The organism is Rhizobium sp. S96 (assembly GCF_030382195.1).
In the GTDB taxonomy this organism is placed as follows: Bacteria; Pseudomonadota; Alphaproteobacteria; order Rhizobiales; family Rhizobiaceae; genus Rhizobium.
Genome location: NZ_JAUDRY010000003.1, coordinates 195,909 through 219,113, shown reverse-complemented (window position 1 = coordinate 219,113; position 23,205 = coordinate 195,909). Strand labels below are relative to the sequence as shown.

33 protein-coding genes and 1 pseudogene are annotated in these 23,205 nt (G+C 59.3%); 11 read left to right on the top strand and 23 right to left on the bottom strand.

Annotated elements, in window-relative coordinates; translation table 11 throughout:
• The first annotated feature begins 85 nt into the window (after window positions 1–85).
• The 3 genes from galE (at window position 86) to QTL94_RS02065 (ending at window position 4,311) form a co-directional block, all read left to right on the top strand.
• Window positions 86–1,120, top strand: a complete 1,035-nt coding sequence (gene galE / locus QTL94_RS02075) for a UDP-glucose 4-epimerase GalE (protein WP_289800426.1) — start codon at window positions 86–88, stop codon at window positions 1,118–1,120.
• Between the two features lie 103 nt (window positions 1,121–1,223).
• Window positions 1,224–3,185, top strand: a complete 1,962-nt coding sequence (locus QTL94_RS02070; protein ID WP_289800425.1) for a putative bifunctional diguanylate cyclase/phosphodiesterase — start codon at window positions 1,224–1,226, stop codon at window positions 3,183–3,185.
• 46 nt (window positions 3,186–3,231) lie between these two features.
• Window positions 3,232–4,311 (top strand): enoyl-CoA hydratase/isomerase family protein, encoded by a 1,080-nt coding sequence (locus tag QTL94_RS02065; RefSeq protein ID WP_289800424.1) that lies wholly within the window; start codon window positions 3,232–3,234, stop codon window positions 4,309–4,311.
• Between the two features lie 21 nt (window positions 4,312–4,332).
• On the opposite strand, the gene QTL94_RS02060 is transcribed toward QTL94_RS02065, so the two are convergent.
• Window positions 4,333–4,578 (bottom strand): hypothetical protein, encoded by a 246-nt coding sequence (locus tag QTL94_RS02060; RefSeq protein ID WP_289800762.1) that lies wholly within the window; start codon window positions 4,576–4,578, stop codon window positions 4,333–4,335.
• A gap of 315 nt (window positions 4,579–4,893) precedes the next feature.
• Here QTL94_RS02060 and QTL94_RS02055 point away from each other — a divergent pair, with 315 nt between their 5' ends.
• Both QTL94_RS02055 and QTL94_RS02050 read left to right on the top strand, forming a co-directional pair.
• Window positions 4,894–5,154: a hypothetical protein gene (locus QTL94_RS02055; protein ID WP_113520253.1), complete on the top strand. Its 261-nt coding sequence runs from the start codon at window positions 4,894–4,896 to the stop codon at window positions 5,152–5,154.
• 44 nt (window positions 5,155–5,198) lie between these two features.
• Window positions 5,199–5,400, top strand: a pseudogene (locus QTL94_RS02050) (DNA adenine methylase); the annotation flags it as partial.
• A 99-nt stretch (window positions 5,401–5,499) separates the two neighbouring features.
• Here QTL94_RS02050 and QTL94_RS02045 read toward each other — a convergent pair.
• From QTL94_RS02045 to QTL94_RS02025, 5 genes are all read right to left on the bottom strand, one after another.
• The gene (locus QTL94_RS02045; protein ID WP_289800423.1) at window positions 5,500–5,682 is read right to left on the bottom strand and encodes a hypothetical protein; all 183 of its coding nucleotides are present in this window, start codon (window positions 5,680–5,682) and stop codon (window positions 5,500–5,502) included.
• Between the two features lie 115 nt (window positions 5,683–5,797).
• Window positions 5,798–6,007, bottom strand: a complete 210-nt coding sequence (locus QTL94_RS02040) for a cold-shock protein (RefSeq protein WP_047514662.1) — start codon at window positions 6,005–6,007, stop codon at window positions 5,798–5,800.
• Window positions 6,008–6,649: 642 nt separating this feature from the next.
• The gene (locus tag QTL94_RS02035; RefSeq protein ID WP_065689444.1) at window positions 6,650–6,895 is read right to left on the bottom strand and encodes a DUF982 domain-containing protein; all 246 of its coding nucleotides are present in this window, start codon (window positions 6,893–6,895) and stop codon (window positions 6,650–6,652) included.
• A 157-nt stretch (window positions 6,896–7,052) separates the two neighbouring features.
• Window positions 7,053–7,259: a hypothetical protein gene (locus tag QTL94_RS02030; RefSeq protein ID WP_113520252.1), complete on the bottom strand. Its 207-nt coding sequence runs from the start codon at window positions 7,257–7,259 to the stop codon at window positions 7,053–7,055.
• A gap of 88 nt (window positions 7,260–7,347) precedes the next feature.
• Complete coding sequence (locus QTL94_RS02025) at window positions 7,348–7,596, bottom strand: hypothetical protein (protein WP_065689445.1); 249 nt, start codon at window positions 7,594–7,596, stop codon at window positions 7,348–7,350.
• Between the two features lie 337 nt (window positions 7,597–7,933).
• On the opposite strand from QTL94_RS02025, the gene QTL94_RS02020 reads away from it, so the two are divergent.
• On the top strand, window positions 7,934–8,977 hold the full coding sequence (locus QTL94_RS02020) for an acyltransferase family protein (RefSeq protein WP_289800422.1): 1,044 nt from the start codon (window positions 7,934–7,936) through the stop codon (window positions 8,975–8,977).
• Between the two features lie 33 nt (window positions 8,978–9,010).
• On the opposite strand, the gene QTL94_RS02015 is transcribed toward QTL94_RS02020, so the two are convergent.
• From QTL94_RS02015 to QTL94_RS01935, 17 genes are all read right to left on the bottom strand, one after another.
• Complete coding sequence (locus tag QTL94_RS02015) at window positions 9,011–9,445, bottom strand: CAP domain-containing protein (protein ID WP_244499405.1); 435 nt, start codon at window positions 9,443–9,445, stop codon at window positions 9,011–9,013.
• Window positions 9,446–9,801: 356 nt separating this feature from the next.
• Complete coding sequence (locus tag QTL94_RS02010) at window positions 9,802–10,956, bottom strand: site-specific integrase (RefSeq protein WP_289800421.1); 1,155 nt, start codon at window positions 10,954–10,956, stop codon at window positions 9,802–9,804.
• Window positions 10,957–11,134: 178 nt separating this feature from the next.
• The gene (locus QTL94_RS02005) at window positions 11,135–11,329 is read right to left on the bottom strand and encodes a hypothetical protein (protein WP_289800420.1); all 195 of its coding nucleotides are present in this window, start codon (window positions 11,327–11,329) and stop codon (window positions 11,135–11,137) included.
• Window positions 11,326–11,547 (bottom strand): hypothetical protein, encoded by a 222-nt coding sequence (locus QTL94_RS02000; RefSeq protein ID WP_289800419.1) that lies wholly within the window; start codon window positions 11,545–11,547, stop codon window positions 11,326–11,328. Before QTL94_RS02000 ends, QTL94_RS02005 begins: the two co-directional genes overlap by 4 nt.
• Complete coding sequence (locus QTL94_RS01995) at window positions 11,544–12,074, bottom strand: 3'-5' exonuclease (protein WP_289800418.1); 531 nt, start codon at window positions 12,072–12,074, stop codon at window positions 11,544–11,546. The genes QTL94_RS02000 and QTL94_RS01995 overlap by 4 nt, the downstream gene beginning before the upstream one ends.
• Window positions 12,075–13,631: 1,557 nt before the next feature.
• Window positions 13,632–14,480 (bottom strand): nucleoside triphosphate pyrophosphohydrolase family protein, encoded by an 849-nt coding sequence (locus tag QTL94_RS01990; protein ID WP_289800417.1) that lies wholly within the window; start codon window positions 14,478–14,480, stop codon window positions 13,632–13,634.
• Window positions 14,477–14,929: a hypothetical protein gene (locus QTL94_RS01985; protein ID WP_289800416.1), complete on the bottom strand. Its 453-nt coding sequence runs from the start codon at window positions 14,927–14,929 to the stop codon at window positions 14,477–14,479. Before QTL94_RS01985 ends, QTL94_RS01990 begins: the two co-directional genes overlap by 4 nt.
• 35 nt (window positions 14,930–14,964) lie before the next feature.
• The gene (locus QTL94_RS01980) at window positions 14,965–15,336 is read right to left on the bottom strand and encodes a hypothetical protein (RefSeq protein ID WP_289800415.1); all 372 of its coding nucleotides are present in this window, start codon (window positions 15,334–15,336) and stop codon (window positions 14,965–14,967) included.
• 2 nt (window positions 15,337–15,338) lie between these two features.
• On the bottom strand, window positions 15,339–16,250 hold the full coding sequence (locus QTL94_RS01975) for a hypothetical protein (RefSeq protein WP_289800414.1): 912 nt from the start codon (window positions 16,248–16,250) through the stop codon (window positions 15,339–15,341).
• Between the two features lie 2 nt (window positions 16,251–16,252).
• Complete coding sequence (dnaN, locus tag QTL94_RS01970; protein WP_289800413.1) at window positions 16,253–17,404, bottom strand: DNA polymerase III subunit beta; 1,152 nt, start codon at window positions 17,402–17,404, stop codon at window positions 16,253–16,255.
• Window positions 17,401–17,655 carry a hypothetical protein gene (locus tag QTL94_RS01965; RefSeq protein ID WP_289800412.1) on the bottom strand — a complete coding sequence of 85 codons (255 nt, stop codon included), beginning with the start codon at window positions 17,653–17,655 and terminating at the stop codon, window positions 17,401–17,403. The genes dnaN and QTL94_RS01965 overlap by 4 nt, the downstream gene beginning before the upstream one ends.
• The gene (locus tag QTL94_RS01960) at window positions 17,655–18,005 is read right to left on the bottom strand and encodes a hypothetical protein (RefSeq protein ID WP_289800411.1); all 351 of its coding nucleotides are present in this window, start codon (window positions 18,003–18,005) and stop codon (window positions 17,655–17,657) included. The genes QTL94_RS01965 and QTL94_RS01960 overlap by 1 nt, the downstream gene beginning before the upstream one ends.
• A complete protein-coding gene (locus tag QTL94_RS01955) occupies window positions 18,005–18,304 on the bottom strand; it encodes a hypothetical protein (protein WP_289800410.1) in 300 nt (99 codons plus the stop codon). The genes QTL94_RS01960 and QTL94_RS01955 overlap by 1 nt, the downstream gene beginning before the upstream one ends.
• On the bottom strand, window positions 18,304–18,486 hold the full coding sequence (locus QTL94_RS01950; protein WP_289800409.1) for a hypothetical protein: 183 nt from the start codon (window positions 18,484–18,486) through the stop codon (window positions 18,304–18,306). The genes QTL94_RS01955 and QTL94_RS01950 overlap by 1 nt, the downstream gene beginning before the upstream one ends.
• On the bottom strand, window positions 18,483–18,656 hold the full coding sequence (locus tag QTL94_RS01945) for a hypothetical protein (protein ID WP_289800408.1): 174 nt from the start codon (window positions 18,654–18,656) through the stop codon (window positions 18,483–18,485). Before QTL94_RS01945 ends, QTL94_RS01950 begins: the two co-directional genes overlap by 4 nt.
• Window positions 18,657–18,737: 81 nt before the next feature.
• Window positions 18,738–18,929 carry a hypothetical protein gene (locus QTL94_RS01940; protein ID WP_289800407.1) on the bottom strand — a complete coding sequence of 64 codons (192 nt, stop codon included), beginning with the start codon at window positions 18,927–18,929 and terminating at the stop codon, window positions 18,738–18,740.
• Between the two features lie 261 nt (window positions 18,930–19,190).
• Window positions 19,191–19,874, bottom strand: a complete 684-nt coding sequence (locus QTL94_RS01935; RefSeq protein WP_289800406.1) for an XRE family transcriptional regulator — start codon at window positions 19,872–19,874, stop codon at window positions 19,191–19,193.
• Window positions 19,875–20,044: 170 nt separating this feature from the next.
• Here QTL94_RS01935 and QTL94_RS01930 point away from each other — a divergent pair, with 170 nt between their 5' ends.
• The 5 genes from QTL94_RS01930 (at window position 20,045) to QTL94_RS01910 (ending at window position 23,203) form a co-directional block, all read left to right on the top strand.
• A complete protein-coding gene (locus QTL94_RS01930; protein ID WP_289800405.1) occupies window positions 20,045–20,218 on the top strand; it encodes a hypothetical protein in 174 nt (57 codons plus the stop codon).
• A gap of 201 nt (window positions 20,219–20,419) precedes the next feature.
• Window positions 20,420–20,911 carry a phage regulatory CII family protein gene (locus tag QTL94_RS01925; RefSeq protein ID WP_289800404.1) on the top strand — a complete coding sequence of 164 codons (492 nt, stop codon included), beginning with the start codon at window positions 20,420–20,422 and terminating at the stop codon, window positions 20,909–20,911.
• Complete coding sequence (locus QTL94_RS01920) at window positions 20,908–21,141, top strand: hypothetical protein (protein WP_289800403.1); 234 nt, start codon at window positions 20,908–20,910, stop codon at window positions 21,139–21,141. Before QTL94_RS01925 ends, QTL94_RS01920 begins: the two co-directional genes overlap by 4 nt.
• On the top strand, window positions 21,141–22,907 hold the full coding sequence (locus QTL94_RS01915) for an ATP-binding cassette domain-containing protein (RefSeq protein WP_289800402.1): 1,767 nt from the start codon (window positions 21,141–21,143) through the stop codon (window positions 22,905–22,907). Before QTL94_RS01920 ends, QTL94_RS01915 begins: the two co-directional genes overlap by 1 nt.
• A 5-nt stretch (window positions 22,908–22,912) precedes the next feature.
• On the top strand, window positions 22,913–23,203 hold the full coding sequence (locus tag QTL94_RS01910; protein WP_289800761.1) for a hypothetical protein: 291 nt from the start codon (window positions 22,913–22,915) through the stop codon (window positions 23,201–23,203).
• Window positions 23,204–23,205: the final 2 nt, after the last annotated feature.

Here is a 23,205-nt window from a genome sequence, read left to right as displayed (position 1 = left end):
GCCGTCCGGCGCTCTTCTGATAAGAAAATCGGAAAGGAAACTGGCGTCAATTGCATCCGTGCAATGAAGGCAGGGAATGTAGGCGATGGCAATTTTGGTCACCGGCGGCGCCGGATACATCGGCAGCCATATGGTGTGGACGCTACTGGACGCCGGCGAGGAAGTCGTCGTTCTCGACCGTCTGTCGACAGGTTTCCGCTGGGCCGTTGCTCCCCAGGCGCGCTTCTATCTCGGTGACGTCGCGGACCGCCGGATTCTCAAGACCATCTTCATTGAAAACGATATCGAAGCCATTATCCATTTCGCGGGATCGGCCGTTGTGCCGGCATCCGTCGCGGATCCACTCTCCTACTACGACAACAATTCGGGCAAGACGCGCGAGCTGATGAGCGCCGCGATCGAGGCTGGCGTTCGCCACTTCGTCTTTTCGTCGACAGCTGCCGTCTACGGCCCCCAGAAGACATCCGCTCCCGTGAAGGAGGACGCGTCTCTCAATCCCGAGAATCCTTATGGCCAGTCGAAGCTGATGACTGAGTTCATGTTGCGCGACGCCGCCGCTGCCTATGACTTCGACTATGTCGCACTTCGCTATTTCAACGTTGCCGGTGCGGACCCTGAGGGTCGTGCTGGCCAGTCGACCGCAGGCGCCACGCACCTGATCAAGGTTGCCTGCGAAGCCGCCCTTGGGCGGCGCGACAGCGTGCATGTCTACGGTATCGATTATCCCACGCATGACGGGACGGGTGTGCGCGACTACATCCATGTCAGCGATCTCGCGGCAGCACATCTGAAGGCCCTGCAGCACCTGCGTCGTGGGCGCGGCTCGCTCGTTGCGAATTGCGGCTACGGGGCCGGCTACTCCGTTCTCGACGTGCTGAACATGGTCACCCGCCTGCACGGCCAGTCTTTCAAGATCCACATGGCGCCGCGACGCCCCGGCGATGCGGCAAGCGTCGTCGCCGATTCGACGCTTGCGCACCGCGTGCTGGATTGGAAGCCGCAATACGATTCCCTGGAAACGATTGTCCGTAGCGCGCTGGATTGGGAACTTTTGCTGATGAACAGGAGCGTGGACGACCTGCAGAGCGTTCATCGGGCGCTTGCTGCGGCGGGCTTCTAACGCAGCATTTACCATGCGTCCGGTCGGCAGCCGATCTGACGCTACGTGAGTAGGAAATAATCAAGCTTTCTCTGGCTGGCATGGGCCAGGGGAAAAGGAAATCATGAACAGCTTTCTCGCGTCGCTCCGTCTGCAAAAGGATGATCCGGACTTCCTCAAGTCGCAGTATAAGGCTCTCGCGTCGCAGATCCCTATTCTCTACGTGCTTCTGATCATCAACGCGCTCGCCGTCGCGATAACCCATATCGGGACGGCCCCTGTCTGGCTGTCGCTCTACATCCCGATCGGCCTGTCCGTTACCTGCCTGCTCAGGCTTTGCTGGTGGGAAATTCACGGCAGGGACGAGGTGACTGCTGAGCGGGCGATGACGCTCATGCGCATTACTGTGGTCGCAGCCGCCGTCCTGACCTGCGCCTTCGGTGCCTGGGCGGTTGCTCTCTATCAGTATGGCAATGCCTACCAGCAGGGACAGATCGCCTATTTCCTGGTGGTCACCGGTATTTCCTCGGTATTCTGCCTCATGCATCTGCCACTGGCGGCGGCACTGACCACGGTCATCACGTTCGGGACGATGATCGTCACGTTCATGTTCTCCGGCAATCCGGTGTTCGTTGCCACGGCGACGAGTGGCGCTTTCCTTGTCGTGCCGTTCCTGCGGGTTATCAACAGCTACTACCAGAATTTCGTGCGTCTCGTGCGGCTGACGGAGGAACTGCAGAAGAAGCAGGCCGAAGCGCAGGAACTCAACCTTGTAAACAGCCGCAACGCGCTGCACGACCAGCTGACCGGCCTTGCCAATCGCCGCAGCTTCTTCCTGTCGCTCGAAGAACGGCTGCGGGCCGGATCGGATGCGCCGCCTGTCCTGGGGATCATCGACCTTGATGGTTTCAAGCCTGTCAATGACGTCTTCGGCCATGCGGCGGGTGATCTCGTTCTCAAGGAAACCGCGCGTCGTTTCATGGCTCTGATTGGCGATGACGGTGTCGTCGCCCGATTGGGCGGGGACGAATTCGGCATCATATTCCCGGATGACCTTGCCGTTTCGACGATCGCCGATGTCGCCCACGCGCTCTGCAGCGCGGTCCGCGAACCGTTCGAGATTCCGGACGGATCGGTTCGAGTGTCCGGTTCCTGCGGCATCGTCCAGCTGGCCTCCGGTGGCCATACGGCTGAAGAACTCTACGAGAAGGCCGATTTCGCGCTCTATCAGGTGAAAAGCAAACACAATGGCGGCGTCGAATTCTTCTCGCCGGAGCATGAGACGATCCTGTCGCAGCGGCACATGATCGAACTGGAATTGCAGGCGGGCAACTTCGCGGATGAGTTGTCGTTGGAATACCAGCCGATCATCGAGCTCAAGACGGGTGTTGTCGTGGGTTACGAGGCTCTGGCGCGCTGGGACAGCGCCCGGTTTGGCCGGATCAGCCCCGCCGCCTTCATTCCTGCAGCGGAGCGCACGGCTCTTATCGGCCGAATGACGCGTGTTCTGCTGGGACAGGCACTCGACGCGCTTTCCTTGATGCCGTCCCGCCTGCGTCTGTCGTTCAATCTCTCGGCGCGGGACATTTGCGATCATGAGACCGCAATGACGTTGTTGGCCATGATCCACCGCTCGGGGGTGGACGCTCGGCGCATCGAGTTCGAGATCACGGAAACGGCCCTGCTGTCGGATTTCGCCACGGCCGACCGCGTCGTCAATCTGTTTCGCGCCGCTGGCGTCACCATCGCGTTGGATGATTTCGGCACGGGCTACTCCAGCCTCAGTCACGTTCATCGGCTGGCCTTCGACAAGCTGAAGATCGACAAGAGCTTCGTGATGAATCTCGATCGCGACACGCGTTGCCTGAACATCACGCGTTCGGTTGCGAATCTCTGCCAGAATCTCGGCATTGCGTCGGTAGCGGAAGGCGTAGAAAGCGGGGAGGTCGCCGAGGGGCTGCGATCCATGGGCGTGCGCCTTGCGCAAGGCTATTATTTTTCTCGGTCATTACCCCTCTCCGCAGCCATAGACTATGCGATCGAACGCGATAAATTCGCAATGACGCAACAGCCGCTGTACGCCTGATTCCAGGAGCAGAACGGCGTCACATACAGGTGGCAGGGAGACAGGAATGCAGGATGGTATCGAGCAGCGCGACGTCATCCTCGAACGCCACGCCTCCGCCGGCATCATTCGCCTGAACAGACCGCGCGCGTTGAATAGTCTCACTCTCGACATGGTCAGGATGGTCAGCGCAGCACTCGACGAGTTCGCCGCAGACCCCGGTATTGCCACCGTCATAGTCATGGGAGAGGGAGAGCGTGGCTTCTGTGCCGGCGGCGATATCCGCGTGCTGCACGAGAGCGGCCGTGGCGGCACCGATCTTGCCGAGACTTTCTGGCGCGAGGAGTTCCGCCTCAACCACCGCATCTCGACCTATCCGAAGCCCTATGTCGCGTTAATGGACGGGATCACCATGGGTGGTGGCGTTGGCCTGTCCTCGCATGCGAGCCATCGCGTCGTGACCGAGCGAACACGCTTTGCCATGCCGGAAGCCGGCATAGGCTACTTTCCTGATGTCGGGGCCACCTGGTTGCTCCCGCGTGCGCCTGGTGAAACGGGCATATGGATGGGTTTGACCGGCTCGAATGTCGTGCCGGCGGATGTCATTCGAGCGGGGCTTGCCGATTTCCAGATTGCGTCGTTCCAGCTGACCGAGCTTGTCGATACGCTTGCCGAGTTGCCGCGCGGCGCCGGTCCCCGGGACGTTGATGCCGTGCTCAAGAATCTGTCCTCGGATCCCGGCATGGGGCCGCTGCGCCGGAACGCAGACCTGATCCACCGCACCTTCCGGTTCGGCAAGATGGAAGAGATCATCGCTGCGCTCAAGGCAGAAGACGGCGATTTCGCCGAGGAGACATTGCGTACGCTGCACACGCGCTCGCCCACCAGCCTCAAATTGACGTTGCGTCTGCTCCGGCTGGGCGGGCAAAGCCGCAATCTGGCCGAATGCCTTGCCCGTGAGCTCGGTGCCTGTTTGCAGATATTGAAATCGCCTGATTTCTACGAAGGAATTCGCGCCGCGATCATCGATAAGGACCGGGATCCGAAATGGCTTCCGTCCACGCTTGAGGCCGTCGGAGCCTCCTCGATCGATGCCTTCTTGAGGCCGGCCGAACCGCCACTGACGTTCTCAGGCGCGCATGCCTGACCCGGACCATGCGGGCCTGGCCTACATCGGATAGTCCGGAATGACGTCACGACGCGTGAGCTTCAGCGTGCGATCCGGCTGCAGAATGTAGGTCTCAAGCATCTTCGTTCCCGAGGAATCGTAGAGCGAGTTGTAGATGACGCTGCCGGGTGGCGATTTCGTCAGCTTGGTGCGTGGCTGTCCATTGTAGGTGATGCTGCCGGGGATGGGTTTCACCTCCGCCGTCTCGGCCGTGGCGCACCCCACGAGCGCAGCAGTCGACACCATTGCCAGTATAAAATTCGTCATTGCCAAGATCCCAGCCAGTTCAACCATTTATATGGCGCGAGATCGGCAGCGCGCCAAGAGGCGAAGGTCACGCCAGCCACAACTATCGCCGAAATCGACCAGCTCCGGGAGCCAGGAGGCGCAATGCTGCACGGGTGATGAGGCGGCCGGTCACTGACGCCGGGTCCTCCGGTATGATTATGTTAACATCATCTAAAATGCAGATACTTCGGCCACTCGAAAGTAGTAGCAAACCGGTGGAACTAAACTTGGCATCCGCTAGTTAACACTGCGATCAAAACGCAGGAGAAGCAGATGAAACGCCTTCTTCGATTGGGAATGCCCGCATTTGCATTGGCCATGGGTGCTTTTGTTCTACCTGCATCCGCGTCGCTGGAGTTCAGCGGCGACTATTCGGCGCTGCGGCAGGACGACGTTTTGTTGGTCCAATACGCGGGAGCAACAGAGTGCACGCAGACGAGCACCCATTTCGTGCCGTCGTTTATCCGCGCTCTCGACGGAACGATCATCGGCGTTGGCTATCTGGAAGTAGAAGGCACTGCGTCCGGCTGCTGAGACGTTAAACGGTGTTTACCAAGGATATCCGGCGGCGCAGGGGCAAGCGCGCAGCGCGTTTCATCTACGTGCAAAAGCTTGCCTTCGACGGAAAAGTTTCCGGTTAGAACTATGGCGTCCAGCACAGCGGCGCGGCTCAATCTGACCCGCCTCGCGCCCCCGCTCGAGGACGTTCACGAGCGCCTCGCGGGCGTGATCATCGAGAACCTTGACTGGCATGCGTTCATCGATTGTTACGATCGGCCAGTGAACTCGCGTTCTTTGGCGGTGCGCGCGTCACCGGACTTTTTCTCGTTCTTGTACCTCTGGAGGCATCACGTCACTCTACTCGCGACCGAAGCTGATTCAGCGAGTTTGATCCCTTGCCTCGTCACGAGCAAGCCGTGCTTCTCGAAGCCGTTGAGTCTTAGCCTGTCGCGCCTGTTCTTCGGTCTGAAGTTCCGCGACGGCTCGGCCGCGTGCGAAGAACTGGGATTGGACGCGGTCGAATGCGATTTCGGCCTGCTCCCTGGATTTGCTCTGGGTCATGAAACCTCCTTGGGTTTCGGGGCTAGAAGGCGAAAAGGCCGGACAACATTGCCCGGCCCTTCAAACGCGCTATCCCATTGCCAGTACATCCGTGGTCATGGGACCGCACGTTCAATTATGCGGCCTGCAGGTTGCAGGCAGACATCTTGCCGGACTTGGCGTCGCGCTCGAGATCGTAGCCGATCTTCTGACCTTCGACGATTTCGCGCATTCCTGCACGCTCGACGGCGGAGATATGGACGAACGCATCAGCGCCGCCGTTATCTGGCTGAATGAAGCCGAAGCCCTTGGTGGAATTGAACCATTTTACTGTGCCTGTGGTCATGATGAACCCTTTCAAAGCATAGAGTGAGGGACCGCGGAAGCGATGCTTCGCGGACGGTGATACGACTATTTTTGAAAGAGAAGGTTCGAATAGAGCGCGGTGCCAATCGCGCGGTAGACAAAGCTCGGCAAGCAAAAGATCGATAAAACCGAAAATAGAGGCTTTGCACCGAAAGTCAACCGATAGTTTTCCTGAGGCCATTCAGTCGCCAATGCGTATTAGGCAAAGAACTAGGCGGGAGAACCATCGAATGACCTGATCGGTCCGAACGCAGCAAAGGCCGTAACACAGTTTGAGGGCGCTTTAAGAGGACGTTAAGCGTCCCCGCGCCGGGCGTAGATGGCCAGGAACAAAATGCAGAAATTCCGGATCGAAGTGACAAAATTCCGGAGTTTCGCGACCGGCTACAACCGAACTTCAACTAAGTCCTTGGTTTCCGCGGTAAAACCGACGAGGCTCGTCTGCTTTTTAGAGCAGAGGGTGACGAGCCTCTGACCATCATCATGATGGCTGACGCTGTTCTATTGAGATACAGGCTGGCGTGACAACGACTTTCGCCGCGCGCCCACGGCGAGCTCCGTCGAGGGTTAAGCAAAAATAAACTATCGCCTTGTTTCGGTACACTTTTCCCGAAAAACGAGCTCAATGGATGCTGAGTTTGGCTTCCTCCGCGGCCGCGACGAATTCGGCGCGGGCTTCCTCTAGGCTCTTGCGCCCGTCGAGGGCTGCACGGCACGTGCTTCTTGCCTTGAGATAACGAAGGCCGCGCGCGTTCGGCCAGAGATCCGAAAGGCATTTCAGCGCATCGAGCGGACCGGAGACTGTGCGGGCGTCGTCAGTGGTTTCGAAACCTACGAGGATCGGCTCATTCCATTTTTCATTGGCCATCGGCAAATTCCTCCCTTGTACGTCGCATCCGCTCGGCCCTCCCGCGAAGCGGCATGCAGATGTATTTTAGTGATAAATCAGAAACCCGCAAACGAGAAAACATCTGCTTTCGGATGCAGCCTGAAATCCTCCGGAAAGCTGATCGACACTGCGGCGATCATTGCAGCCTCGCCCCATGAGCCGGCAAGCCGCGATAGTCCAACGGCTGGTGTTTCGGGCAATACCAATGCGTGACCGCCTCTCGATCCTCGTAGCCGTAGCATCCCCATTCTCGGCAGCGCAGCCCGTTGGCATCCACATGGTCGCAGAAATGCTCGACATGAATATTGGCGCCCGGCGCACTCGTGTGGTTTTCAATGCTCATCGCGATGCCTCAGCTCAATCTCAGCCTACGGCGGAAAAAGGCCCCGCGGTGTCGGCGGGGCAGTTGTTATCCGGATCTTTCAGAACGCCTACGCACCCTTGTCTGTTCCAAGCGCAAAGGTAATCCCGCGCGCCGCATCCACGAGAATGCGCAATTGTTGCTCGTCCCTGACGCCCTGTTGATAGAGTTCGACGGTGATGGCGGCTATTCGGTCGCTTTCCTCCGCGGAGACTTCGACGCCGAGATCGCCGCAAACTGCCTGGAAGACCTTATGGCAAATCCTGAGGTCACTGGAATGAAGGGGCTGCTCGTGACGGCTGTAGGTTCTGCGGGACATGGCATATCCTCCTCCTTGGAGAACACCAAACGGGGACGCCACGCCCGCTGCGGGCGTTTCAAGTCAGCGTTTTGGAAGGGCTGCGCCTTGAGAGCGACCAGAGTCAGGCGCTATCTGCATCGACAACGCGAGATCACCGATGCGGTTCCACACTCGTCATCAATTCTTTCGAGATGGCGACACCAGCACGCGCCAAAGGCCATCCTGCTGTAGTCCATTTGTCTAAGTTTAACGCCTGTGGGGAGTTTTGTATTTTTGCTCGATGTCATGGGGTGTTCAGCACGCGAACAGAATTGACCCGCGTGCTGATTGAGCTCGGTGGCCGACGGGGTTGGATTTGTCGAAGAATCTTGATCGGTACTACAATCTGGACTGGATGCGCGGCGTTGCGGCCATATTGGTCGTCGTCTATCACTACGGCTCAACCGGCCAGCCCAATCTGGCTGAACATGGCTTCATCGCGGTCGATTTCTTCTTCGTCTTGAGCGGCTTTGTTATCGACCGAACCTACTCGGCGCGTTTCGGTGCGGGGTTGTCGTCTTTCCAATTCATGACCGAGCGTTTCTGCCGGCTCTATCCACTCTTCATCCTTGGTCTCGCGCTCGGCTTCGCAAAAGCGCTCGGCGCTGTCTGGATCGGAAGTCACGATGGGCTTTTGAACCCGGTCGGTTCGCTGATGTTCAATGCGTTGTTTCTTCCATCTCCCGTCAGCGAATCCGTTATATTTCCGCTAAACGGCCCGGCGTGGTCCCTGTTTCTGGAGTTTTGGGTCAACGTTCTATTCGCGATCGTCCTTGTTCGGCTGGCGTTGCGTTCGCTCCTGGCGGTCGTGCTCGTTTCAGCCATCGGCTTCATATCAAGCAGCACGGCCGTCGGCGGTTTGAACGTCGGGTGGGATTGGGGCAGCCTGACGGGTGGGATGTTCCGCATCCTCTTTGCATTTCCCCTTGGCATGATCATCAGCCGAATGGCGCAGTGGAGCAAAGTGAACTCCCTCGCGTCGCTGGTTCCGGTGGCTATTCTGATATGCGTGATGTCGCTCAGCTCGTGGCCGGGCCAGCTTCCGTTCGATCTGACGATCGCGATACTCGTTGCGCCGGCGATTGTCGTTCTCGGCACCAGATATGAGGTCCCGCGCTACCTGGAAAAAACGGCGTCCATCTTTGGCGAGATCTCGTATCCGATGTATATCCTGCACTACCCGCTGTTGTTCGTGTTCGTGCCGGTGGTGCACAAACTGGGGATCAATGACGATCTGGCGATGGTAACATTCGTCGCAGGAATGTTTGCCTTAAGCTTGGCTTTGAGCCGGGCATACGACCGCCCGTCGCGAAAATGGCTGATGTCGCGGATCAAGATCAGATCCCAGCAGCCGGCCTAGAGCGCGCCAACGACGTCTTTCGCTGTCGAGCCGCTATCTGCAGACGAAGAACGTCGAATACCCGCCAACGACGACGACCGCGCCGTATCGCATGTTGGGTTGAAGCATGTTTGCGTTATGCCCCGGCGAAATTCGCCAACGGGAAAAAAGCTGCTGCGCACTCTGATGTCCGAAGCCGACGTTTTCCGAACAGACGCCAGTCAACCCGGCAGCCTTGGCCTGCGCCAATCTCTGGCGAAAGCCATCATGGTTCATGCTTCCATGAGCGGCCTGTTCGCGGCTGTGCTGTAGGGCGAGTGCTTTCACCGTGCGATTCTCGGCGAGGCGCGAAAGTCCGCGGCTTGTCCGATAGGAGTTGATCAGCTTTAGCGTCTCGGGGCCGAAGTCGCCCGACACGGCGGACTGCGCGGTCTCTGCATATCCCGAAATCATGACAGCAAGTGCGGTTGCCAGCAGTACTTTCATCATAGGATTTCCCCAGCGGTCTATGCTCTCTCTCCTACTACAACGAGCGACGATCTCACAGGATCAGGGTTCGCCTTTTCGTCTGCTGGCCGTGCTTTGCAGCCGACCGTTGCGGGGAAACTGCAGTCTCTTGGGGATAAAGGCGCGGGCAACGCGATTTTCGGTGCATCTCAACGGGCGCAAACGCTGCTGGCCGAGTGTCTTAAGTTTGCCTGGGGAGAAAACTGGTGCTGCCGAGTGGGATTGAACCACCGACCTCACCCTTACCAAGGGTTTGCTTGAGTCTGCGTAAGGTATAGGCCAGCCTAACAAATTCAGCATTCAGATTTTGTCCTGCACGGATTTTGCACATAATCGCGTTACGCCGTTCTAGCGGCGTTAGCGGCTTCTGCCTTCGTCATCAGAAGGCGTCGCGACCAGTAAAGTGGGTCGCTCCACCAGTGGAGATCACGCCACGCCTGGGGGACTGGCAGTGTGTTGATCGCGTCAATAAGAGGCTTCTGGGGAACATTGGTGTATCGACGGCTCATGTCGTCCGCAGCATGGCCAAGGATCTGATCTTTGACGTAGGGATGGATGCCGTTCACCACCAATTGCGTCGAGGCAGTGTGACGTCCCGTATATGCCGAGATGTCAGCGATCTCGATCTTCTTCTTTGCCAGGCGGCGACGCGCGCCGTTGATGGCCGTCGATATCTGGCCGCCAAACTCGTCGGACGGGGGGTAAGGCTCACCCTTGTATGACCGAAAGAGGGTGCCGCCGCGTGTCATGAGCGAGGTGAACAGCGGGACAAGGAATTCATGCATAGGCACGCCCCTCGGCTCTCCAGTTTTGGACGCATCAAGACTGATCCATCGTCCGGCGATATCTACCTGATGATCTTCGAGCGTGAATAACTCGATCGGACGCATGCCGGTGTAGAAAAGCACGGTCATGATCTGTGCTGCAGCTGGCGTCATCGCGGCAACGAACGTTGCTGCTCGATCATATGATGTCGGCCGCGTTCCCGCGCGCGGCCGCTTTAGCACGGTCACGTTTGTGCCCTTTGGCTTCCTCGGTCGGCGCCACTGCCGGGGCTCTGCCCACTGATTGACCACCGCGTGGTTCCAGACGGCGATGAATGGCGTGTAGCACTGGCGGTTGCGGGTGTCAGAGTTTGCCGTGGGATAGAGAATACGTCCGGCTGCATCTAGGTCGCTCTGCCCCAGATCCTTCAGAAGCTTGCCCCGGAAGTGAGCCGCGACGCCGGACACCTTTCCGTCCTTTGACACCTTGATCAGGTATTTCTCCGAGCCGCCCGACTCGAGATAGGAGTCGGCAGCTTCGTCGAAGGTAACCAGCGCACGCTTGCCATGGACGCTTTCGTCTAAGAGACGTGCCTCCGCTTTGATGCGGATTTCCTCTGCGATTTTTCGGTCGCTCGTGCCAGTAGATTCGAAAACGCTTTTTCCCCTGACCGTGCCACGGATGTAGAAGTTTTCGGAGCTGGGCCGCTGGATGAGTTTGAGGGGCATCTCATGAAATCCCAAATGGCTAATATATCGCTGTCAGTGAAAAGGAAGTCGCGGCCGGCCATGGTGCATAAACCTTCCGATCTGGCAACCTTGGCGACGGTACGCGTGGTCATCCGGAGGCGAGCTGCGGCCTCCTGAAGCGTATAGATATGGCCCAATGGCCCGATTGCTTCTTGGGTCATCTATCCTCCGTGGGCTGCAGCTGGTTGATCCTGAGCACGAGCATGGCCATGGCCTCCATGCCGGTTCGGTCCTCGGCCTCGGCGCGTCGGTCCATTGCCTCCAAAACGATCGAGGCGGCTTGATGGATGGCGTCGTCAAAACCTTTGCGATAGCGAGCCTTCCGACGCCTGTTCGAGCCTCCGGCGCTCATTCGCTACCCTCCGCTCTCTCGGCAGCAGGTGACGGTTGTTCGCCTTCGAAGCGCCAGTGCTGTCCTTTCTCGCGGATCGTCTGGGCTCGAATGCGAAGAAGGTCCGAGTAGTAGGATGCGACGTCGATGCATACGCGTTCCGATGTCGGAAGGGCGCAGATGCTCATATTGGCCAAGAGGCGAGCGACCGCCATGCGGGTGTTGGGGAAGCGGCTCATTGGCCGCCCTCCCTCGAAACGGGCGGTGGGAGAAGGCGATAAGCTTCGACCACGGCAAGGGCCTGCGCCTTGGCGTCATCCAGAGCGTCATGATGAGTGCCGTTAGGCTGGATCTTGACGCCAGTCAGATCGAACAAAGTCCGAGTGTCGCGATGCTGACGGAACGTCCACGGAATGCGAAGATCGGTCTTTCGATAGGCAGCATCCAATTGCACCAGGTCGAACGATGGGCTGTGCGCCCAGATCCGGGTTGGCTCCGCGTTCTCAATGAAGCATTGCAGGTCTATAAGCGCCATGTTGATATGCTGCCCGGTGGCGAACGTATTCGCCCGTGCCGCATCGCTCTGCTGCAGCCACCATTTGACGGTTGCTGCGTCCATCGTGAGACCCGCACGCTGCGCGCTCTCGATGTCGACGATCACATAAAGTTGGCGGCCGAATTCTCCGTTTGAAGCATCGAATTCAACGGCTCCGATGCTGGCGATCACGCTGCCTGGCGCAGTTCCAAGGGTCTCGATGTCGATCATGACGTCAAGCATCGGCGTTCTCCGTCTTTATGGGCGCTGGGGAAGCAGACGTCTCTAGCAGGCTTGTCGGCCGCGCCGCCGCCGCTACCTTACTCCACGTACTCACCGACTTAGGGGTCCTAAACCGATGAGAGAAAGCCTTGAAAAGACGGCGACCGTGCTCGTCAGCCCAATGCAGGCAAACACACGGCCACCAGCAAATGGCCACGACTTCCAGCTCGAACCGTATTCTGGACTTCGTATCTGCGCACGGTGCGGCAAGCCAAAAACGCACCGGGTCAAGGGCACGCCTTGCGATGGAGCACAGTTGGCTCACAGGCCGCCCGTAGCGGAAAGTGCTGGCCCGTGATATCATTCGAACATGTCCGAAGAAGAATTCTGTCAGCGGTTTACAGAGCGAGTTCGCCTTCGCTGGCGCGCGCGACGCCGACCTTTTGGACACGAGCCTGAAGCTTACGCGGCGGCAGTTGCGCCTGTTTGGTGGCGCGAGGTAAGAGAAGAGTGGCCGCCCGAGAAATGTGCTGATGAGGACTCTTACTTCTGGTGAACTCGCCGCCGCCATCTGAGCGGGCGGAACAAACTGGTCGCCAGACTGTTGAGGTATGGGCTCCTGCCTGTTTGAGCCTAGAGGCCCATCGCCAGCCCTGCGGTGGGCCTTTGATGCATCAGGCCCCAGCACATCGTTAATGAGTAGTACGAACTGACGGCGAACGTCCTCAGATGTTTCCCGATTTGGTCCCGGCATGTTCACCACTGCGGTACACTGAGCGAATATCCCGGACGCCGTGCTAACGACAGTCTGCGTTTGTTCTCGACTGACGTGGATCTGATATGGTCGTTCAGCCCCGTTCCGGAGGAAGGAAGCGCATGGAAAAGAAAAGCCCGCGCGAGTTAGCTGCTCGCGCTCTATGTCGATTGAGTGACCTTCCTGAAGACACCAGGATTGAGGGTGTGCCAGCGTGGCGGTTGTTTCTCCCTCACGTTGATGCAGTGCTTCAGGCTGCTCTAAGCCGCGAGGAATACTATCGACTACGGGAGGAGTAGACGCCACTACATTCTCTGCGGGCGGAGGGGTGGTTAATTCGCCGCAAGGGCGTACAGTGGAGGCCGACACAACTGGACAGAGCGCATGCGACGAAACTTCGTTTGGACGTGCGTACTCATATGTCTGGTCTGCTTCGGTATCGCCGGGGTGATTTATAATGTTGACCGCGACCCGTGCGCGCAAGAACTTCGTGCGCTTCGGACCGCCCAGGCTCAACCCGCGAAGCCAAGGCCGATTTGGTCTGCGATGGCTGAGGTTCTCGCCTGTCGAGCGGGATGATAGGCAGGCAGCCCGGCTGCAATGTTGGGGTGCCGCTCGCGTGTAAGTTTCCCGATCTGATCCCGGCCTGTTCTCTAGGTCGCCACCCTGAGCAGATTTGTCGGACGCTGTGCCAACCGCTGTCCGCTTTTGTCCAAGGGTGTTCTCATCCGCGAAGCTGGCTACACCGAGAGAGGAGGGGTGGAGTGCTTCTCGCTTACTCGGTGCATGGTTCTGGCGCGTGGCAATCGTGCTCATCCCTCAGAGCCCTCCACTGCGGAGAGAGCGGATCGGAGCATGGTCGCGAGGCCGTTCTTTTCGCTGGTGCTGTTGAATTTGGCGATGACAGCCGGCTCCAGATCGATGCCAGCGGTGATGGCGCAGAGAACGGCGCAGTGGATGACATCGCCAAGCTCTTCGGCAAGGTGCTCGACGGTATCGCGCGACCCGCGCCAGCCGTGCCGTTCGCGCTCAAGCTTCTTGATGACGTTCTGCGCCTCGCCGCATTCGCCACCGAGTTCGTTGCCACGGAAAGACAGGTCCGGCTTCTGATCCGGGCACCATTCCTCTTGCCGCTCGATGTGGGCACGCTGCAGTTCGGCGATCGAAAGCCCCATCACAAGCTTTGCGGGCGACATGGGTTCTGCTAAATCAGCGGGTGGCGACCCATAGCTCAGGGGAAGAGCGCCAGTCGTTGTGCTGGAGGCCTCCGGTCGAGACGGAGTGGGTTCGCCACCCATCACAAGTGGGATGGGCGCGGGGGTGCTTGCGCGCAGCCGTTCCGCCTCAAGGGCAGTGGCGATGGCGACGGCAAGGCGTTCCAAGTGCGCGCCGCCGTCTGGGGTATCCATGTCCATAGCGCCGGCGATGTGTTCTAGCGCGATCACTTCGGCTGTCGCTGCAATGTCTTTCGGCAACGTCAGTGACAGGGGAACAGCCGGAGCCGGGAATATGGTGATGTCGCCTGGGTCGCTGGCGTCCATGTGCGCGATGGCCTCCGCTTCCGGATAGCGCCCCGCTTCGTGAAGTGAAGCCGTATAGCCCTGAGCGTTGGGCCGGTAGTAGTACCCGCCCTTGCGGATGACGAAGAGCTTGTCGGTCATGCTACCTTCCTCTCGGCGATCATGTCATTGGCGGCGGCGAAAATGAGCGAGGGAGTGGATAGGTCACGAGAAAGAGCGCCACCGAATGGCAGATCGTCCTCCTCCATTTTGTCCCAATCCGTGAAGTGATCACGGACGATGGTGTCGAGCGCTTCCCAAGCAGTCTCTTCTTCCCACTCCGGTTCGTAGTATCCGGACGTACATCCGACCATCGGGGTCCCCTTGCGCGGATGATGGGGCGGGTTGACCACAACCCATCGTCCTTCCCTCGTAAGGAACTTCATCCCGCGTGCGCATTCGGCGCCGAAGCGGTTGAACGGCTCGTGGCTAGGATGGCACGGGCCGCGCTCCCAATGCTTGCGGTCGGTGATGAGAAGATGGGTGTAGTTGTCCCATGGCCGAGCAGCAAAGATTTCTCGATCCTCGCCTAGTTGCTGCAGCAATGGCATAGCTCGTTTCGAAAGCTTTTTGAGTATTCGAAGGTTCATCGATGGCGAGCCTCCGCGCGCTGGCGAGATTTCCACTTCGCGTACTCGATGAATGGCATGCAGCAGTCTTGTTCAAGCCAGTCCTGATAAGTCTGCTTGGCGCGAGACAGGATCGGCTTTTTTGGCGGTGCGGGGCTGTTCTCGACAACTGCGATCTTTCCGGCGTCGGTCACCCAGAATACGTGATCACCACCACTGAGCGGATGATCTTTCCGGACGCGCATGAAGCCAGCTTCAACCAGCGCAATGCAGTCATCGTGGTCTTTGCTGCCTTCGCCCGTCACAAAGTGGTTGCGGTAAAAAGTCCCTCGGGCGTACTGATCGAGGCCGAGTGTATGCTGCAGAATGTGGAGTTGCTTGCTGTCCATGGTCATCGCCCCTGTGTCAGCGCTTGGAATCGCGCGAGAAAAGCGGCCTTGGCCTGCCATGGCGAAAGACCGACGATGCGCACACCGAGCGGGGGCTCCGGCAAAATCCAATCCTTCGGCTTCGTGCCCATGATCTGAGCGGCTTCGTCGGCGAGGATCGCGTTGTCAGCTCGCTTCACGCTGGCCGGCTCTTCTTTGGGAAGACCAAATCGGATGCGGACCGCAGACATGATGCCCTCTTCCAGATCCTTGTATCCAGCGATGAACCGCTTGGCGGGCCGGACGATATCGGCGATGTAGGCCTCCGAAGCGTCGTGCAGCAGCGCCCATAGGGCGTCATCGGGCGGAACATTCTCGCTAACAAGTACGCTATGCTCGGCTACTGAGTAGAAGCGATCGCAGTGTCCGCCAAACCGGCACATCATTGACAGGGCGTGGGCGATGTCCTCGATGTCGATATCGTCGGCGCGCGGATCGAGTGGCCAGAACTGGCGGCCTGTTACCGTCTGCATCCAGTCGCCGCGACGGCACTGTGCATTCAGCATGGCGGCCAAAGGATCGTCGCCATAGCGATAGGTATCGACCTTGCCGCCGTCGATCTCCTCGCCGCTATCAAGATCGACTGTGGGTGACCCTTCAAGGCATGCCGCATGGCAGATGCCCATCTCGATATCGGTCGCACAGATGTCATCTGGGACAAGCGGCTCGGCGCAGATGGGGCAGGCGTCCGGCGCCGGCAACCGATTAACGGGTGATGGGGCGTCATCATCGATGACGGCGACCTGGCCAGCGCAGAAGGCGCGTAGCAGCTGGCCGCGCGACCACAATGGCTCTCCAGACGCACTAAGTGCATGGATCGGCTGGCGCGACAGGTACAGTTCGGCGACTTCGAGCGTCTTTTCCGCATGGGTCATTGCTAAACCCTCATCGGCATGACGACGCGGATGACATCCTTATCGTCGTCGGAAAGCGTGATGGGAGCATTGGCCTCCGTCATGCCGAAGTGGATCTCTCCCTGGCAGCTCCTGACCATTTCGGCCATGTAGCGACCATTGAAGCCAATCTCTGGCATTCCAGCGGGCCATGCCGCTGATGTGGCTACCTTGGCGCTGCCGGCGTCGGGATTTTTCGTCTCCACATGGAGGCGCCCTTCGACGCCTCGCAACCGCACAGCCGGGCCGCGAGATGGTCCTATCGCGGTTGCCTGGCGGATGGCGGTGAGCATCTCTTCCCGCGCGATATCGAGGCGATGATTTTCGTTGTTGGGAATGACCCGATCGAAATCAGGGAAAGTGCCATCGATAAGCTTGGTCCTGATCGAGACTGACGGCGCTTGGATATCCAGTATGGTCTCGACAACGGTATTGCCCTTGCCGATAGAGAATACCTCGATGTCGGCGCCGTCTAGGAAGGCCATCAGGATGCTGACCGTCTTGCGGGGAAGGATATAGGAGAAGGTCTCTCCGCTCTCGTTGCCATCATAGCGGCAGGATGCGAGGCGATGCCCATCAGTCGCGGTGAAGCGCTTCCCCTGCGGTTTTGCCGACCAGTTGATGCCGTTCAGATAGTAGCGTGTTTCCTCGGTCGAAATGCAGTGAGAGACTTTCCTGAGCATTGCTGCAAAGTGACCATTGGTGAACCGCTCGATGCGCTGCATGCGCTCGCCTAGCAGCTCTGGAAAATCTGCGGCATCCATGGCCGGAACGCTATATGCCGCATCGCCCGCCGTGATTTCGGCGGTTTTTCCCGTCCACTTATGGCTAGTGCTATCGTCGCGATAGCTGAATGATGGCTCGATGCGGAGCGGGACCGTTCCCGCAACCATGGAGACCTTTGCCAGATCTCGCGCTAACACACATATAGCCCACTCACCTGAGCCGTCGATCTCGTCCACCTCGATCGAGGCTTGCAGATCGAGATCGGTCGCGTCGATGGTCAAGCCCTTTGGGCAATAGCTCAACCGCACGGTATTTAGGATCGGAATTGTGTTCCGTGTCTCGACGATTGAGTTTGCAAATCTCAACGCCTTCGCCAAGACCTTTGCTTCGATGGTCACAAAATCGGTCATGAAACTCTCCATTGGTGAAACTCGGTGCGAAGCGAGCGCCATTCGGCTGCGGCTGCCTCGTCGGTGCGGATCTCGTCGCGGTTGCGGATGGCCAGGAGCTGGAGCACGGCGGCGACGGCCTTGTCGTCCGACAGGGGAAACTCGAAACCCTTGCGTTCGTGCAGAAACACCTTGAAGGGCGGCGCGCAGCAATCGAGCGCGAACTGTGCTGCTTCCTGCAGGTGTGCATACTGCTCCTGGCTGACCGGCATCAGTGCACTCCGACAAGCGCGCCGCGCTCCCGCAGGGCGTGGACGTGCATCGAATTGCGGGGCAGGGACATGCAGCGAAGAGAGGTCCCGCCGTTCTCTCCGGCGACCATTTCGCGGATGATCACGATGCGGTCTTTCTCCAGCATGATGCTTTCGCGGACTGCATGCCTGGTGATGCGGCGGGACGGCCCTTCGCTCTTTGCTGGCACCAGGTACGAGAGCTTGTACTTTTCGAGCGCCAACGTGACGGTGTCGCGGTGCACGCCGTAGCGCTCCGCAATCTGGTTCTTGTCCATGCCGGACAAGAGGTGTGCCTTGAGCACTGCGGTTCCGGGGAGCTTGGGGTTCATCAGCCGTTCTCCCGTTCTGCCTGGCGCTCCCGCAGGATCTGGCGCAAAGGTCTGTCGGTGGTGCTGCAGCCGCTCAAGAGCAGGAGGTCGAGCAGGGCGCCTTCGGCGGCCATCACGGCCAGATCAATGCCCTGTTCAAGGCTGCCGTTGCCAAAGGCTGCGTCCAGCGCGTGCTCTTCGGCGTGACGAAGGTGGGCAATCGCGCTGCGCAGCAGTCCCTGCGCGTGGGCGATAGTGAGTTCCGGTTCCGGACGTGATGGAACGACGGTCAGTCGCGGCGGGAGGTGGATAACGGTCATCACATGTCCCTCCACGGCGCGGTGTTCCATGTGTCGTCGATCCGCAGCTTGCGCAGGCGGCGCGTCTCGAAGAATTGGCGCACGCGGCGCGGCAGCTTGCAGAACAGGATTGCGACGGCATAAAAAATGCCAGCGCAGAAGGCCGCACCAAGGCCTAGAATGATCAAGGTCGGCGTGCTCATGGTGTCACCTGCAGGCCGCAGGCCATCGGCAAGGCGATCGCGAGGATGATGAGCAACGCGAACGCGTAAACGCCGTCGTGTTTGATCGGGAGTGGCGTTGTGCGCAGGATAAGGGAACCCGGCTCCGGCAGCTCTTTTGCTGCCGGACTGAATGTCCGAACTGTTTGCATGATGGAGCCCTTTCGCATCCGTTTCGGAGCCCGCTTGTCGCGAGGGGTGGCGCGACAAGCGGAAACCGAAACCGGATCGGATCAGGCTGCGACCGCCATTTCGGCGAGGCGAACCATCTCGGCCACGGCCGGGGCGTTGCGTGCCTGGCTTTCAAGGCTGATGCCGGCGCGAACAAGATCCATGTCCGTCATGGCGCCGCGTTCCTGGTAAAGGCGAAACATTGTGTCGCGGTCCTCACGATCCGCTGCGGTGACCTGCTCGTTGCTCTGCATGTCGTTCTCCATCTGCTCCCGATTTCGCCGCTGCTCGGGAGGAGGAGAGAGCAGCGGCGCGCCATCGCGGCGATCCGGTGCTTGGGAGGAGGAATGAACCGGACAATGCGGAAAATAATGCGGACAAATGACCGCTGTCAACAGACTGTGCGGCTGTTTAACCGCATTCGTTGTGATGTCGTTGAAAAATCGGGACAAAAAATAAGCGGGCGGCGAAGTGATTCGCGGCCCGCTTAGTGGATGCAACCGGTTTGTGGAGCGCTAGACGCCGTAGATTTCGTTGTTTGACAGCACTTTGTGAATCGCTGCGATCGTCGCCTTAGGTATGTCGATCTCGGCGGAAGGATTGTGTTTTCGAATGGTCACGGTGTCGGCGCTTCGTCTGCTCAAGATGCCGATCGTTGCCTCAAAGATGCCCTCCTGAAGCTGGCATTGTATGACGACGGCGTCCCCAAAGCGCGGTGGTTTGTCCGGGTGCACGTATATGAGGTCGCCTGGATTGTATTGCGGCTCCATCGAACTGCCTTCGACGTAGAGCGAATACACGTTTCTTGCTTTCATCAAAGTGATTGGGCGCCTTACATAGTCCACTGGTTCCGCTGACAGCTGGAACGCGCCGCGCAGGTGGGAGCCCGCTGCGGTGCCCATAACCGGAACGTCCTTGATCATTTCCATGGGTAGCGGCATCGTTGCCGATGCGGGGCGTACGTCTGTCGTGACTGCTGGTGGTGGGGTTGTCGTCTCCGAATCGTCAGCCTCGTTCAGGAGCTTTGACATGGGAATGCCCAGGCCATCGGAGATCTTTTTAAGGGTTTGGCCGCGTGGGGACGCGCCTCCGCGCTCGAAAAGCTTGCGGAAATAGCTCCGCTCCATATTGCTTTGGACGGACGCGGCTTCCCACGTAAGCCCCTTCGCAGCTATGATTTCCTTCAGGATTTCTGTCACTGGTTTCTCCATGTGCGGATTATCAGCCGCATAGCAACTATTGGAAAGCGGTTATTTAGTCTTGACAGATGCGGCCATTTGACCGCATTTTGCCGAGCATGATGCTCCGAGAACAAATTGTCGTTGTTGCAGACACCTTCGCCGCCGCCTCAGGCTACGGCCGAAAGCGCATGTCTACGATTGTCTTCAATCGCGGGGCAAAGCTGGATGGCATTGCGAACGGTGGCGATCTGGCAACCGGCACGTTCGAAAGGGCGATGCAATGGTTTTCCGACAATTGGCCTGATGATGTGGCTTGGCCCGATGACGTTTCCCGCCCGGCGCCACACAAGGAGGCCGCATGATGTCTCGTTGTTCCCCGCGCGGCTTTGTCCGCGCTGCCTCGCGCCGGACTGGCGGACCTCTACTGTCCGGCGCGCTTTCTTTTCTGTTTGTGCGGGCATGCGGTCCTCCGTGATCTGCTGACGGACTGACATTCACATTTCGAACCAATTCCCACTACGGGAAAAACCGCACGGAATTCCCGGCGCGGGAAAGGATTTGCCATGTCTTCGGAAGCTTGGTTTCACCGCGTCAAAGCTGCCCAGCGTGACCTCATCAAGATAGTCGGCGGCATCGACCGTGCGGCGGAGATTTCCTCGGTTTCGGCCAGCCACATCGGGCGCATGAACAACGCACGCGATACGGACTTGATGCCTTTGTCGGTCGTCTACGCTCTCGAAAGTGAGTGCGGCCTTCCCGTCGTGACCCAAGCGATGGCGGAACTGAGCGGGCGGCGGCTTTCCGACCCGGACGCAGAGCACAAGGCGAATGTCGACGTGCTGACGTCCTATTCAGAGTTGATGCAGAAGGCGGCTTCGCTGATGGCGGCTGGTGCGACCGCCATGGCGGACGGTGTTGTCACACCTGCGGAGGCTCATTCGATGGATCGTGAGGCCGCCTCGATCGAGCGCGGTATTTCTCGCTTCCGCCAGGCGTTGGCCGTGGTCAAGGCCACCGGTGGCGTCAAGGCTGGTTTGAAGGTGGTCGGCGAATGATGATCACTGATCCCGGTCTCAACTGCTACGGCACCCGCCTTCTGTACCGCGCGCGCCTGCACGCTCGGCAGAATGGTCGAGCCTATCCTCTAGCACTCGACATCGATCGGCGCGGCCTCGACGACACGCTCGCGGGTGGATACCTGGTGCAAGTCAACGACGATCCGCACCTCGTTTCGCTCACTGAGAAGGGCGAAGCCTTTCTCGACAAGCTGATGAGGGCGGAGTGATGGACTTCCCCAAGCTCGGGCCGGCGCAGGCCAGATTGATGCATGCGGCGCTCGATGAGGCCAATGGTTTCAGCGTCGTGACGGGCCCGCAGCGGGAGGTCATCGCGGCACGGGCGCTCAATGGCAAAGGGTTCCTGTCGCGGGACAAGGCCCGGTCGGACCTCTGGTTCGCGACGGAGAAGGCGAAGGCGGCATTCGCAGGCTGGTCGTATGAGCCTCAAGATGATGAGATCCGCGTTACCATTTCGGCAGGCAAGGTCTCCGCCGAAACGACGGTCGCGCAACTGCAGGCGGCGGCGAGCGGCGGATCGGATCTGATCGCCTCGCTGGAGTATTGCCGTGGGCTGCTCGACGATGGCGACTACGCCTCCGCGAAACTGCTGTCCAGCGGCCTTTATGAGCAGGCGAAAGCGGCGGTGACGTACGCGATCAGGGTCAAGGCCTCGCGTGAACTGGTCGAAAAGGCCAGACGAATGCAGGCAGAAGCTCTCAAAATCGAGAGCCTTTGCTACGTGGCCATGGCGGATGCGGTGGATGAGGCGCAAGCAAAGGGGGAGATCTCCAAAGGCGGCCGCCCGAAAACCGTTATCGCCGAAAACAGTTTTACTCTCGACGAGGTCGGAGTCGATCGGCAGCAGCTGCATGTCGCGCGGCAGCTACGAAACGCCGTGCGGGCTGAGCCGGAATTCATCGAACGTGTTGTCGAGGCGCGGCTCGCCGAAGGACTTGAGCCGAACCGGACGGTACTGAAAAAGGAAGCCGGACACGCGATCGGTACGAAATCCGCAACGAAGGAAGAGCGTGGCGATCAGTTGTACGAGACGCCAGCTGAAGCGACGCGAACGCTTCTCGCGCTCGAAAGCTTTTCCGCCACCGTCAAGGAGCCCGCTGTGGGGCGCGGGGCAATCCTCCGCGTCATGGAAAATGCGGGCTATGACGCGGTCATCTCAGACTTGCGCGATCGCGAGGTGTCAACGCGCCACGGCGAGTTGCAACAGGTCGGTGATTTCCTCCTGTCTGAGCCGGGTGACACGGTCGGAATGGATATCGTCACCAACCCGCCTTATGGCGATGTTGCGAATGCCTTTCTGGCGCACGCCTTGAGGGTTCACCGGCCGCGCAAGATGGCGGCGCTGCTGAACCTCAACTTCATGTGCGGCTTTGAAGATCCTGATCGTCTGTTCGTCATGCAGGAGAATCCGCCGAGCCGCGTTTACGTGTTCTCGCGACGCCTGCCGATGATGCACCGAGACGGGTGGGATGGACCAAAGGCGAGCAGCCAGATGAATACCGCCTGGTTTGTTTGGGAGCGGAACGAAGACTGGTCATACGGTCGCGGGAATGGCGCCTTTGAGGTGATCCGGGTCGATTGGCAACACTATCAGTCGGTCGATGTTCTGGCACCGGGTGCTGGCGGACATGTCGGCCCGATGATCTTCGCGGACGGCGGCGACGAGGACTGTGAACGCGTCACGCCGCGCAAGACGCTCGATGAGCGGATCGAAGAGGAGTTCACGCGCGGTATTCTCTGGATGAAGCATCTGGAGCCATTTGACGTGGTGAGGTTCCGGCAGGGCGTGGGGCTGCGGACGAGCGTTGCGGCTGCGCTGATCGATGCTTTTTGCTCTAACGGTTTGATCGAGCCCTCTGGTGATGGCACTTGGCTGCCGTCTGCCAAGGGATTGAACATGATCGCCACGGTTGGCGCCGTCGAAGGTGTCAAGGCGCTGCGGTCTGGGCAGGCACTCGACGAGGTGGCGGCGTGAGCGGGATGCTTCCTATCGTCGAAATCCTCGCGGACGCCCAATCGCACGCGGCGCGGGCGGACTGGCTTTTCGCATGCCCGCAAAACCTCGTTTATCGCGAGCACATGACGATCCGTCGCCTCCTGCAGAAGGCTGGGCTGCTGGCGGGTGTCGGTTATCTCGACGCGCTGCTTGCGAGAGGCGACGCACGACGACTGCCAGACGGCAGGTATCCACAGACAATCGAACTGACCGTCGAGCTGGCGGCGCAAGATCTACGAGCGGCGGTGCGTGCGGGCACCGAGGGGGCGGAATGAAG